Origin of the sequence: Bartonella machadoae (assembly GCF_022559585.1) — a bacterium.
Classification (GTDB): Bacteria; Pseudomonadota; Alphaproteobacteria; order Rhizobiales; family Rhizobiaceae; genus Bartonella; species Bartonella machadoae.
In genome coordinates this window covers 1,786,023-1,799,138 of the sequence record NZ_CP087114.1, presented here as the reverse complement: position 1 = coordinate 1,799,138, position 13,116 = coordinate 1,786,023, and the positions used below count along the sequence as shown (strand labels likewise).

Here is a 13,116-nt window from a genome sequence, read left to right as displayed (position 1 = left end):
AAATATTTTTATGAAAAATACCTATTTTTTGTACTCATGAGGTTTTTATAAAACCGGCTTATGCAGATAGAGGGAAGTTTAAAATTCCATTGGAATGATGTTCTTGTTTTAGATTGTAAACTCTTTGATTGCGTGCTGAGGTTACTTGCTCTGTTGCTCATAACGGATATTTTTTGATGTATATTCTCCTTTAATAGGGTGTTTGCTAAAAATGGAGTGTAATCTTTTTTATTGGTTTTAAAAATTGTCTTGAGAAAATAAAGTGAATTTAATGTTTTTTAAAACAAAGCTTAATGTCATTATAAGTATTAAATTTTTTTATTGCTGTTGTTGATAGTTTTTTCAAAAAGATATGAGCGGTTTTATGAGTGAAAAAACGCCCTTTTGGAAAGTGAAAAAGTTAGAAGAATTTACCATTTCCGAGTGGGAGAGCTTGTGTGATGGTTGTGGGCGATGTTGTTTGCACAAAGTAGAAGATGAGGATACTGGCGATATCTATACAACTAGTGTTGCTTGTCGTCTTTTGGATGGAGAAACTTGTCGGTGCCGGAATTATGTTCATCGTAAATCCATTGTTTCCAATTGTATATCATTGGATGTTGCAACCGTTAAAACAGCTCGATGGCTTCCGGAAAATTGTGCTTATCGGTTGATTAATGAGGGAAAAGACCTACAATGGTGGCATCCACTGGTCTCTGGGAATCGGCAGACGGTACATCAAACGGCATTTTCTGCACGTGAACGGATAGAAATTCACGAGGATGAACTATCCTCTGAAGAAGATTATCTCTACCATATCACCGGCCTTCTCTGTGAAGGCTAGTGAAATGGTTGTTTCATACAATGATCTATAAAATTTTGAGATTCATTCTATAGAGAATACTACGGTAACATTGATGTTATAATCCAATTTACCTCCTGAAAAATTTGTATTAGTAGGGCTTTCATTAGTATGCATAAGGCGAGGTTGTGGATATCTATCATCTATTTCATCGATTTTAACGATTTTTCCTAATTTTACATTTGCTGCCTGTGCTACAATTTACGCTTTTTCAATGGCTGCAGCGATAGCTTTTTTAATTGCTTCTTGATAAAATGGTTTGTTTGCGTTGACAAGCATAGTTTGATTCACTGAGCTGATACCAAGTCCTAATACTTGAGCAAAAATTTTATCCAAATTGGTGAGATTGTGGATGCGCGTTGTCAAATGGCTTGAAGCACGATGTAGTTCTTCATTATTCTTTCCTTCGTGATGTTGATTGGTGGTATGTTGGGTGATAAAGAAACCTGTTGTTTGTAGGTCATTTTCTTGAATGCCATTGCTTTTGAGAGTGTTTATAATATCATTCATATATTTATTATTAGTAGCTAATGCTTCTTGGGCACTTTTTCCCTCTCCAGTAACGGATAGAATGATAATTGCCATGTCCGGTGCTGCGTAACTTTCGCCAGTTGCAGTCACTGTAATTGTTCCATTTTGCACTTCGCTTTTTTCAGCGTGCACGGGAAGTACACAGACCAGCAGTGCGAGTGTTATCATAGCTATTTTAATTTTGTAATGATTCAACGGTTGAAAAATTGTTTTTGTCATGTTTCTTCTTTCTCCTTTTGTATTTATCAGCTGATTATTTTCTCATTTTGGAGAATTCCTGTAAAGAAATTAGAGCATTTTGAAAAAAAATCGATGGATAAAGAGAAGATGTAGCTGTCATCAGTTACAGAAGCTAAAATAAATTTGTGGCTATCAGAAAGTTATATTTATCGATCCGATTAATGAGAGACATGATGTTCAATGATGATATCAGTTGGTGTAGTATTAAGAGTCTTTAGACGGTAATTAGGTGATTCTCCGTGCATTGACAGATAAAAATTTACGAAGATGAAGTATCAACTGAAAAAGACTATCTCTACCATATCACCAGCCTTCTCTGTGAAGGCTAGTGAAATGATTGTTTCATGCGATGGTCTAAAAAATGTTGAGATTTAGTCTATAGAGAATACTACGCTAACACTGACATTATAGCCTAACTCACCTCCTGAGAAATTTGTATCGTCGTAACTTGCACGTGACGCGCTGCTCATAAGGCGTGGGCTTGGATAATAATTATCATTATTTTCATTGATTTGAATGATTTTTCCTAATTTTAAGTTCGCGGCTTGTGCTATAGTCTCAGCTTTCTCAAACGCTTCAGTGATAGCTTTTTTACGTGCTTCTTTATAAAAGGGTTTTGTATCGGCGTTGGTAAAGGTAATGCCATTAACTGTGTTAACACCCAATGCCATCGCTTGATCAAATATTTTACCAGCATTGGCGAGGTCACGAATGCGCACTGTTAAGGAATTTGAAACGCGATAATGTTTTTCATTGTTCTTTTTTTCATGACGTTGATCGGAGCTTGTTTGATAAATGGACAAGCCTGATGTTTGCAAGTTATTTGCTTGGATTCCATTGTTCTTAAAAGCAGTGACAATATCATTCATAGATTTATTGTTGGCTGCTAATGCTTTTTGAGCAGTTTTGTCCTCTGTAACAACAGCGAGATTGATAATTGCCATATCTGGTGTTGCTTGGCTTTCACCCGTTGCAGTCACTGTAATCGTTGCGTTTTTCATTGTGTTTTCTTCAGCATGTATGGGAAGTGAACCGGTTAGCAGGGCAAATGCGACTATAGCTGTTTTTACACTATAATGATTTAGCGGTTGGAAAATTGTTTTTTTCATATCTGCTCCTTTATATTTATCAATTTACTATTCTCTCATTTTGGGAAGTTTTTGTAAAGAAACTAGGGTACTAAAGAAAAAAACCGATAGATAAAAGAAAAAATATGGATTATAGTTCGGGCAGGCCCTTGTATCGTAGGGCGTTTTAGTTTAGAGAAAAGCAGTCTGTGTGGGGCCTGTAGCTCAATTGGTTAGAGCCAGCGGCTCATAACCGCTTGGTTGGGGGTTCGAGTCCCTCCGGGCCCACCATCTAAAGAGTTCGCAGACATCTAAAGAGTTCGCAGAGGCGTTTTGAGATTCTGCTTTCTTTGTGCTTTTGAGTTGTCCTCTGTTTATCTTGAATCTTTTTAATCTTCTTGTTGGTTTTTGAATTGCTTTGTTGTGAAGGAAAGCTCTTTGCCCTTTTGATATAGGGGAGTGTTCTTATCAATCTTTTAAAAAGGCTTTTGTTTGTGGTGTTGTAACATCTGCGTTAAGCTTATATGCATTTTCTTAATCCATAAATTGCTCTTTTAATTTCTGCTGTAGTATGTCTTTCACAAAGCAGGATGCGAAAATTTGCCTTGATGCAATTTATGATGCAATTTATTTCTTTTTTTCCAGAAAATGAATATTTTCTCTCAAGAGAGTGTATTTCAGGTATTTGCTGTTCTGTTCAGATAAAACTAGGAGAAAATATCATTTTAAAGTGATTTTTTTATTTTTTAGTGAATGATATTCGCTATAATACCTTTTTGTTCAATTTGAACTGTCTTACGATGATTCAAATCTGTACAAAAAAGGACATTTTGTAGATATTTATGATGTGCTATATAAGGATAATTACATTTATCTGTGATTTCTTTTCTAAGCTGGTCATCTCTTCTTCTTTTTAAGAAAAAAACTTTAGCTGATCGTTATATGATTCTCTAAAAGTTTTTGACGCATTGCCCTTTTAAAAACTTATTGTGTGTTTTCAGAAAATTTTATGTGGCTGTGTTTTTTTACATTGTGCAATGCTTGCTGTAATACATGTTTTTCATTGCTTTATGGGGAATGCTTCTTATGAAATGAGAGGCACTTTTATCAAGATGTGATTCCTTTATCTATGTTTTTTGTTAAGTGATATGATTTCATCGGTGTTGGCATTGTCATCGAAGAGAAAATTTATAGAATCTTTTTTAATTTTTATCCTAGTAAGATTTAGAATTTTGCGTAAAGCTTGCTTTTTCTGTACTTATTTTAGAGCTCTATGAACCTCCTCTTTTATGTAAAGCTGTTCATGATTGTTTGAAATTTTGTTGAAAGAACACGTGGATTTCCCTTTTTATACATGCTGGGTCATTTATGTTGTGATCTCATTAGAGATTATCCATTGTATCTTTTTAAGTATTGTCGTTTTTGTTTATGATAGATCTCTATGCTAGATTTTAAGGGTGCCTTTGGAAAGAAGGCGAACTTTTTGCAAAGCATGTCACAGAGTTGTAAGCAGTGTTGCTGTTCATATTGTATTGTTGTGTTTTTATTTTACGATATCGTTTTTTAAATATCATTGGTGCTGTATAGAATAAAACTGTGATATATTATTTTTTCAAAATAAGCTTTTTCATATTCTTTTACGTAGAGGTCAGCAGCATTTTCAGAGATATCTTTACGTCGATTAGTTATTGGTCCGAATCACAAGATCTGCGTAACATTATTAAGGTTGTTGATAAAAGTGGTCGTGTCAATTTTATCATGAAAAGGTCTGAACCGTGCGATGTTTTCTGTTTCATCATGGTACATAACCAACAGGAATTCATCTGATTTTATAAAACGAACTTATGCGCAATTGCTTCCATACTGCTGTCTATTGCAAATATTTTTTTCTAAGGTATGGGGTATATTTCAACGCTTTAGCGTTATATAGTGTGACGACATGGAGTATAACTATGAAGAATGAGAAAAAGTTTGAAGCAGCTTTATCCGATATTATCGTGAAATGGGAGGCCCTTTCTACGGCTCAAAAGCAAGAGGTATTGAGAATAGTAGAAAATTTTACAAATGTTGCTCAGTTAAAAGAATACTTAAAGCTTCAATCTTCTTTTTATCTCCAGAGGAAATCAAAGCGATGAGTTTTAAATCTTCATCGGAGATGTTAAAACCAGTTATGACATATATGGCGCTAGCATTTCCGAGGGTGTTAAGAATGGCCATTAGTTTATCTACAGAAGGTCTTTTCCCTCCTTTTATCATTTGTTGTACGTAATTTTGTCCACACCCTGCTGCTTTGCTTATTTCAATCATTGTACGTCCATCACTTTTTATTAAGTCAATTAAGCGTTGGAACCAATCTTTTTCAGTCTTTGTCATTTTTAGACCTTTACATATTTACGCTATAGCGTTAATATTGCGTTGCGAATCCAGAATATACGATATAAGGAGCGTAAAAATATCCATGCGTAGCTTTTCGCTTATGAAGGATATAGAGTTGTTTTTAACTAATAACAAAATGTCCCCATGCACTTTCAAATTTGAATCAATAAGAAATAGTTGCTTAGTTTCACGATTGTGACAGGGTGATTGTGTATGACCAAAGATGGAAATACACTTGATGTGTTCATTAAATGTCACTAATAGTATACGCAGCACTATTATAAATCAAGATATACCCTAACATTGGCATTTGTAAGAAGTTTCTGCATTATGGCAGTGAACCGGTGGGGTTGAAGCTTTATGTCCTTAAAAAAGGATTATTGCTGTAGAGAAAAGACAATAAATTCATGAGCGTATGGCGTTGTTTTTTCTTTATTTTTAATAGATTAAATTATGATTAGATGGTGTTTCATATGTGTATGTTAAGAGAAGTTGAAAATATCAAAAAATGATTTTGGTAATTTTATAGAGCATAAATGGATTTTCAGTTACGAAGGCGATTGATCTTTTATAAAAGAGAAATGTGTGGTTGCTGGTACCATGATTTATAAAGATGTTTGTATTTGTGATGACGGCGTTCTGTGTGATATGGCATGGATATCATATCTCTCCTATTTACAGAGCTTATTTACGTGTATGGTAATGTATCGATCTGTGAATGTTCGTATTTATAGTACTATTCAAGTTTAGAACTATAAGATTCTTAAAAACTCTAAAATTTATGTTGATGCTTTAGTTTGCGGCTATGCAAAAGTCGATAGGGCAGCAAAAGTTGATGGCAATACAGAGGTTTATGACTATGAAGATTTTCGCAATGACAAAGAATTTCGCATAGAGAGTTGCATTTCATATAGCACAAAAGGGATAGCAATAACGATACGGCAAAAGCATTTGTTGCATTCTTGCGTTTTGTATAAGACGAAACGGTGAGAGTTTTTGCGCGTGTATGATTTAGCAGCTTTCATAGAGTTGCTTTGTGTTGTTTTTTAGCATGCTTTTTGGGAGAGGATAAGGGTACTGAGTATGATTTATCATACTTGGTAGGTGTGCCTTTTTGCGCTCTTTTTTATGAGAGCGTGAAACAAAACAGATTGGTCACAATAATCAATTTAATGGTACTTCAAGGACGTCAAAATGAGTGTAAATGAAATTTTATTAGGAGTGGTGATTGTTGTTTTTCTTTTTAGTGGGATCATGTTTCGGTTTGCTTGTTATTATCGCAGTCAGGTTAAAGCTCTTAAAGAAGAAGTAAGAAAGCTAAAGCATGATTTTTTGAGAGATTCCATGAAGATGAATGAAGAACGAGATAGGATGATTAAAGAGAAAAGTATGATGGTTAAAAGACGCGATCAAGCAATTGAAAAATTGAAAAGACAAATTAAGCAATATGAGAATGATGAAAAAAAATTAAAAAGAAAGGCAATCTAAAGAGGATATAAAAAGATTCGTAAAGGGATTTGGGAGAGTGGAAGAGATAAACTTTAATTATAAAACAATTGTAGGGAAGCTGGTTTAGCTATGTGTTTTGATAATAGTTAACTTTATTCTAATCCTATGGTTTATGAAAATCTTCGAGGTTGCAGGAAAGGAGTCATTGTTGGCAATAAAAGTTTATAGCGATATATCAGTTTATAGAGATGCTAAAATTGTTGCATGTACATATCTCATCTTGCGGTGGTTGATGAAAGTGTAATGATTGATGATGACTGTGTATATTTGCCAACAACCATGTTGTAAAGAGTGTGCTCATTTGGAAACTCGGTATATTTATTGCTACCCTTAATCAGATAAAGGGGTATAGGAGGAACGAGATGGCTTCCTGTTTTTGAGGGTGAATGGGCAGATTGTTTATGATGACTGAATGAAACAAATAAAAAGAAAAAATGGAGCAAAAGCTCTTAGAAATTTGGCAGGATATTCATAATTTATACATTGCGTGCGTTTTATGCACTCTTATTATACGAAAAAACACACTCACTCTTTGCAAGAGTGCGATTGATAAATTCAATAGCGATTGGATTGTTGAATTTTTCAGAGCGGAACATTCTGTAGAAAGTTTTTTAGTTGTTCGGTATGTTAAGAATTATATAGAAATTTCTTCTCTTAAGAAAAAAACTTCTTACGCATTGTAAAAATGCAGCACAAAATTTTCAAGATAGAAAGTAGAATTTTTATTTTAATCGCAAAGTTCGTCAGGACTGTAACTCTCTAATAAGGGCTTTATGTGTAATTTCTTTTATCTGCTCAATATTTACCAAGATATCTTGTTTTGTTGGATAACCTTTACTAGAAAAAGCGATTTTTTGTTTGTCTCCCGAGATTAAACGCCAATACCATTGATTGTGAACACCTTGAAATACCTCAAAAAACATGCTTCCCACCTCATAAAATAGCCGTAATTCGTAGGATAAACACCCAAGCAATATGATCATAAGCACTAAAGTATGTCTCTATAGCGAGTAGTCAATATATCCCCCTTATTTTTTTAAACTTAAACAAAACTTCTATGAAAGCGACATTTTGTCACAAGAAAATATTGATTGTCAATAAGCTATAAACAATTGCTTTATACTAAAAAATCTACTTTTAATAATTTCATTACGCTGTATTTCTAGATTATTTTAGTAAATTTTTGCTACTGATCAAACGTATTCCATTTTCTTATTATAAAACTTCATATGCTTACGCCTCATCAAACTCCATCAGTATGAAAAAAGAAGAATATTTTTTTCACGCTGATAAAGTTTGCACTTTGTTTGTTATTCTTTGTGATAAAAACATTTATTGATTAGCGATAATCTCTTGTTGTGCCATACTCCGAATAAGTAAATCAATGAATAAGCTAAGGGTATAAGAATTAGCCATTTTTGCTTTCATATCGAACAGCGAAATTGCTGCTTTTGGGGTAGGACTATTAGATAAGCCTTGTTTTGATAAATATTGCTGCAATTTTTTATAAGAGCTATCAATTGTTTTCTGATTTAGTTTCTCACCATGATCGCTCTTGGTAAGAATTTCTTCAAGCCCTTCAATTTTTTTTATAAAATAATTCCAATCAAAGTCACTTTTCATATACTCTGCGTCAAACATTTTTCCTTGTCCGGTTAAAAGCCAATTAATATTGACGCCGTACAATGTGCGATATGTTTGTAAAACATTAAGATTTGGTTCTCTTTCTCCGCGCTCATAAAAAGCGATAGAATTTTTCGTCATGCTAAAACTTTTAGCCAATGCTTCACGTGATGGGTCCCCTAAAGCAAGACGTACATAACGTAAACGTTTTCCAAATATAGTTTTTGATTCAGTTTCTGGACGTGCCACGAATTATCTCCCTCAGTAAATCATCATGGTATAGATTTTAACCAATAAAGGCACACTATGTATTAATAACTCTTGAGGCAATGTCAATATTGATAGTTTTATTTTTCTTTATTTTTAAAAATTTTAGTGGATAGCAAGCAATTTTTGATCTGTTGTATTCAATGTTATTTAAAATTGGTCTTCATCTTAGATGAGAATAATGAGATGACTGGTACTTTTCTTGTTTTTTCTATTGAAAATTCCATATAAATTTGCCGTATAGATTCTCTCTATTTTTGCGTTAACAGATGCATTTTTTCAATTTGCGCTACAGATGAATTTAAGAGAAGTGGATTTTAAGGAATGATCATGGCCCGATTAGGTTATTTTAGGTGGGCTTTTTTTTTCACAATTGTTGGTGTCTTTATGGGAGGGGCAATTGGTTGGTTGGAAACAGAAAGTTTTACTGGTTTTCTTAAATATTTTTTTATTTGCTGTGTTCTAGGAATTTTAGAAATTTCTTTGTCTTTTGACAATTCTATTATCAACGCTCGTGTTCTTGGAAAAATGGATCCAGTATGGCGCCGTCGTTTTCTGGTGTGGGGTATTTTGGTGGCAGTGTTTGGGATGCGGATTGTTTTTCCATTGCTGGTGGTGGTAGTTGCTGTTGGGATTAATCCAATTGCAGCGGTAAAGTTAGCAATATGGGAGCCGCATCAATATGCCGCAATTTTAACAGATGCTCATGTAGGAATTGCCGCTTTTGGTGGAACTTTCCTAATAATGGTTGGTTTGAGGTATTTTTTTGATCCTGAAAAAGAGGTACATTGGCTTGCTTTTATAGAAAAGCCTGCTCAAAAGTTGGGAGCACTTGTTGGCGTTGATATTGCAATCGTTTTAGCTTTGATATTGTTTTTTTCAGAGCAGATTGTAACAGAAGATAAAGTGACTTTTTTACTTGCTAGCCTTTATGGGCTTTTGACGTTTATAGCTGTTGAAGCGATAGGTTCGCTTTTGGATGGTCCAAAAGCGACTTTAACGACTGTTGCTAAAGGAGGGGCGGGTGCCTTTCTTTATCTAGAGATTCTCGACGCGAGTTTTTCTTTTGATGGCGTTGTTGGTGCTTTTGCTTTTTCACACAATCTTTTTATTATTGCCATTGGTCTTGGTATTGGTGCATTCTATGTGCGTTCTATGACGATTATGTTAGTCGAATCAGGGGTGTTATTGCATTATCGTTATTTGGAGCATGGCGCTTTTTATGCAATCTTAGTTCTTGCAGTGATTATGTATCTGCAAACTGTTATATCGGTCCCTGAAATATTAACAGGTCTTTTAGGGGTATGTATTATTGGCATGGCATTTTATGCTTCTCTCCGTTTTAAGCATCATAATCTGAATAAACATGGTGTCTCTGAGTAAATTGAAAATTCTTATGCGTTAATAGCAAATCAGAAGGTGTTTTAGGAAGCCATTAAGAGCTCTATACCGGATTCGTTCATCGTTTTCAGCATGGCATTTAGTGACCCATTGAGATCGATCCCCGCACAGGCATTTAGTGAAACACTTACTTTGAAGCCACATTGTATAGCGTGGAGTGCGGAAAATCCCACACAAAAATCGGTTGCTAAGCCACACATAGCAAGTTTTGTAAAACCCTGTTCTCTGAGATAAAATTGTAAACCTGTTGGGGTTTTTTGATCATTTTCAAAAAAAGCCGAATAGCTATCAATTTTTTTATTATACCCTTTCTTTAGAATAAGTTGCGCCTTTTCAACGTTGAGAGATGTATGAAAATCCGCCCCTTGTGTTCCTTGTATGCAATGATCAGGCCAAAGTATTTGCGGGCCATAGTCAAGTTCAACAGTATCATAGGGTGCTTTTTCAGGATAGGAAGAAGCAAAGCTGCAATGGTTTTTGGGATGCCAGTCTTGGGTTAAAATAACATGGTCAAAATGGTTTATCAGATTATTGACAGCGGGTAAAATAGCATCGCTTTGTGGGACTGCAAGTGCTCCACTTGGTAAGAAGTCATTTTGAACGTCAATGACGATTAAGGCTTGTTTTTCCATGAATATATTCCTGTAGGAGACTTGCTCTCTATAATACCTTTAAGAGGCTTTACTTTTATCTTGAAGTTTTGCAATGATTTCGTGGATATTGGTATTATTTTTGTCATTATCAAGCCATAAAAGGGGGATGGAAAGGTTTTTACAATTGTTTTTATAGTTTTTTACGAATTGCAACCATGTGCCGATGGGAAGCGCACTATAGCGACCAATGGCAATATGTTGGTATAAAGCTTTCATGATCATCAAACTTGGAACGTCAGATCCCATAAGACGGCGGTCATTTTGTAAACACAATTTGAGCCATAATAGGGAAAGGGAGGAAGTCCATTTTTTTCCATGGCACACAATTGATGAAAAAAGGCAAGGATTTTGCGCGGCATAATCTAAAGCCCATAAGGCAAAAAAAGAGGGAGCATAGAGAATTGGTTTTCTTGGGGGAACATTCTTGCATTGAAATGTCGGTTTAATACGATAAAAACACAATGTCGTATTTGGTAGGGAAAAGATGGATGATGTTTGATAGCATGTTTCAGGTACAGCTAAAAAGATTTGTTTTTTGCTCTTTGAAGGGACATTTTTTTGCATTCTGGACCGTAGAGAGGGCTTGTGAGATTAGAAAAAATATATCAATATAAAGTGGAAGGCTTTTGATACAAGGCAAGCGCTTTTTACCGCGCAGTTTGAGAAAAGAAAAGAATTTTTTAAGCTCTCATTTTATAATACTGCACAATTTTAATATTGCACAATAAAAGAGAAATTTATGGCACGTCAATTTATCTATCACATGGCTGGGCTTAACAAGGCTTACGGCAATAAAAAAATTTTAGAAAATATTCATTTGTCTTTTTATCCAGATGCCAAAATCGGTATTTTAGGGCCCAATGGTGCAGGTAAATCAACCATTTTACGGATTATGGCTGGACTCGATAAAGAATATACGGGAGAAGCATGGCTTTCTGAAGGCGCACGCTGTGGTTATCTTCCTCAAGAACCCGTTCTTGATACAAGCAAGGATGTTTTTGCTAATGTAATGGAAGGTGTTGCGGATAAGCAGGCAATTGTTGAGCGTTATAATGCGTTGATGATGAATTATAGCGAGGAAACGGCTGATGAGGGTGCTCGACTTCAGGACATTATAGATAGCCAGAATCTTTGGGATTTAGAAAGTCAAGTGGAGATGGCTATGGCTGCTCTTGGTTGTCCTCCAGCCAATGAGAGTGTGGAAAAACTTTCAGGAGGTGAGAAGCGGCGTGTTGCACTTTGTAAGCTCCTTTTGTCAAAGCCTGACTTATTACTTTTGGATGAACCAACGAATCACTTGGATGCGGAAACGACTGCTTGGCTTGAAAGGCATTTGCGGGAATATCCTGGTGCTGTGCTTTTAATTACCCATGACCGTTATTTTCTCGACAATGTAACTGGTTGGATTTTAGAATTGGATCGCGGTAGAGGTATCCCTTATGAGGGGAACTATTCTGCTTATTTGGGGGCGAAAGCTAAACGTTTGGCTCAGGAAGGTTGTGAAGAGGCTGCTCGTCAGCGTGCATTATCACGCGAAAAAGAATGGATAGCTTCTAGTCCAAAAGGCCGGCAAGCAAAGTCAAAAGCGCGAATTAAAGCCTATGATGCGTTAGTTCAGGCAGCAGGTGAGCGCCGTCCTGGAGAAGCACAAATCATTATTCCTATTGGTGAGAGATTGGGCCAAGTTGTTATTGAAGTGGATAACCTTTCTAAGGCATATGGTGAGCGTGTGTTGATTGATTCTCTTTCTTTTAAGCTTCCTGCTGGTGGTATTGTTGGTGTCATTGGTGCCAATGGTATGGGAAAGTCTACTTTATTTAAAATGTTGACCGGACAGGAACAGCCGGATTCAGGTCAAATACGCATTGGTGAAACAGTTCACATGAGTTATGTTGATCAAAGTCGTGATTCATTGGTGGGTGAAAAGACCGTTTGGGAGGAAATTTCCGGCGGAAATGATGTTATTAAGTTGGGGAAATATGAAATGAATAGCCGTGCTTATTGCGGTGCTTTTAATTTCAAGGGGGCAGATCAACAACAAAAGGTAGCAAATTTATCAGGAGGGCAGCGCAATCGCGTCCATTTGGCTAAACTGTTAAAGGAGGGAGGCAATGTCCTTCTTCTTGATGAACCGACAAATGATCTTGATACTGAAACATTAGGGGCATTAGAAGAAGCATTGGAAAGCTTTGCTGGTTGTGCGGTTATTATATCGCATGATCGTATGTTTCTTGATCGATTGGCAACGCATATTTTAGCCTTTGAAGGCGATGGCCATGTCGAATGGTTTGAAGGAAATTTTGCTGAATATGAGACCGATAAGGTTCGTCGTTTTGGTGCAGACGCTCTTAATCCAAAACGTGGAAATTATAAACCACTGACACGCTAGAATTTTTTATTGCTTTTATTTGATTAAGAAAATGATGCTACTGTTTGGTGTTTTTTGCAAAAGAGAGTGCTTTTGTCGTGTTGTAGATTTTTATTCATCACTTCTAAGAGAGAAATAAAAAAACTAACAATATGGATATTGTTCTCCAGAAAGTGCGTTATTCTGTCTTTATGATCTATTATCATGCCTTTATGACGGATATGAGAGATTATTTTTTTA

General features: G+C 35.6%; 11 protein-coding genes, 1 tRNA gene and 1 pseudogene. 6 read left to right on the top strand and 7 right to left on the bottom strand.

What is annotated here, in order from left to right; genetic code table 11:
- Positions 1–364: 364 nt before the first annotated feature.
- Positions 365–823 (top strand): YcgN family cysteine cluster protein, encoded by a 459-nt coding sequence (locus LNM86_RS08660; RefSeq protein ID WP_241437357.1) that lies wholly within the window; start codon positions 365–367, stop codon positions 821–823.
- Between the two features lie 42 nt (positions 824–865).
- Here LNM86_RS08660 and LNM86_RS08655 read toward each other — a convergent pair.
- Positions 866–1,591: pseudogene (locus LNM86_RS08655) on the bottom strand (SIMPL domain-containing protein).
- A 392-nt stretch (positions 1,592–1,983) separates the two neighbouring features.
- A complete protein-coding gene (locus tag LNM86_RS08650) occupies positions 1,984–2,721 on the bottom strand; it encodes an SIMPL domain-containing protein (RefSeq protein ID WP_241437356.1) in 738 nt (245 codons plus the stop codon).
- Between the two features lie 172 nt (positions 2,722–2,893).
- Between LNM86_RS08650 and LNM86_RS08645 the strand changes: the two genes are divergently transcribed.
- A tRNA-Ile gene (locus LNM86_RS08645) sits at positions 2,894–2,970 on the top strand.
- 1,661 nt (positions 2,971–4,631) lie between these two features.
- Complete coding sequence (locus LNM86_RS08640) at positions 4,632–4,814, top strand: hypothetical protein (protein WP_241437355.1); 183 nt, start codon at positions 4,632–4,634, stop codon at positions 4,812–4,814.
- On the opposite strand, the gene LNM86_RS08635 is transcribed toward LNM86_RS08640, so the two are convergent.
- Complete coding sequence (locus LNM86_RS08635) at positions 4,738–5,052, bottom strand: helix-turn-helix domain-containing protein (protein WP_241437354.1); 315 nt, start codon at positions 5,050–5,052, stop codon at positions 4,738–4,740. The two genes, LNM86_RS08640 and LNM86_RS08635, sit on opposite strands and share 77 nt — an antisense overlap.
- 1,197 nt (positions 5,053–6,249) lie before the next feature.
- On the opposite strand from LNM86_RS08635, the gene LNM86_RS08630 reads away from it, so the two are divergent.
- Positions 6,250–6,543 (top strand): hypothetical protein, encoded by a 294-nt coding sequence (locus LNM86_RS08630; RefSeq protein ID WP_241437353.1) that lies wholly within the window; start codon positions 6,250–6,252, stop codon positions 6,541–6,543.
- A 764-nt stretch (positions 6,544–7,307) separates the two neighbouring features.
- Here the strand turns inward: LNM86_RS08630 and LNM86_RS08625 are convergent.
- Complete coding sequence (locus LNM86_RS08625) at positions 7,308–7,487, bottom strand: YegP family protein (protein WP_241437352.1); 180 nt, start codon at positions 7,485–7,487, stop codon at positions 7,308–7,310.
- Positions 7,488–7,896: 409 nt separating this feature from the next.
- Positions 7,897–8,436 carry a helix-turn-helix domain-containing protein gene (locus LNM86_RS08620; RefSeq protein WP_241437351.1) on the bottom strand — a complete coding sequence of 180 codons (540 nt, stop codon included), beginning with the start codon at positions 8,434–8,436 and terminating at the stop codon, positions 7,897–7,899.
- A gap of 348 nt (positions 8,437–8,784) precedes the next feature.
- Here LNM86_RS08620 and LNM86_RS08615 point away from each other — a divergent pair, with 348 nt between their 5' ends.
- Positions 8,785–9,837: a DUF475 domain-containing protein gene (locus tag LNM86_RS08615; protein WP_241438970.1), complete on the top strand. Its 1,053-nt coding sequence runs from the start codon at positions 8,785–8,787 to the stop codon at positions 9,835–9,837.
- A gap of 41 nt (positions 9,838–9,878) precedes the next feature.
- Here the strand turns inward: LNM86_RS08615 and pncA are convergent, their stop codons facing one another.
- Together pncA and LNM86_RS08605 are read right to left on the bottom strand one after the other, a co-directional pair.
- Positions 9,879–10,487, bottom strand: a complete 609-nt coding sequence (gene pncA, locus LNM86_RS08610; protein ID WP_241437350.1) for a bifunctional nicotinamidase/pyrazinamidase — start codon at positions 10,485–10,487, stop codon at positions 9,879–9,881.
- A 39-nt stretch (positions 10,488–10,526) separates the two neighbouring features.
- On the bottom strand, positions 10,527–11,072 hold the full coding sequence (locus LNM86_RS08605) for a hypothetical protein (protein ID WP_241437349.1): 546 nt from the start codon (positions 11,070–11,072) through the stop codon (positions 10,527–10,529).
- Between the two features lie 175 nt (positions 11,073–11,247).
- Between LNM86_RS08605 and ettA the strand changes: the two genes are divergently transcribed.
- Entirely contained in the window at positions 11,248–12,897 is a 1,650-nt protein-coding gene (gene ettA, locus LNM86_RS08600) for an energy-dependent translational throttle protein EttA (protein WP_241437348.1), read from the top strand.
- Positions 12,898–13,116 lie beyond the last annotated feature (219 nt).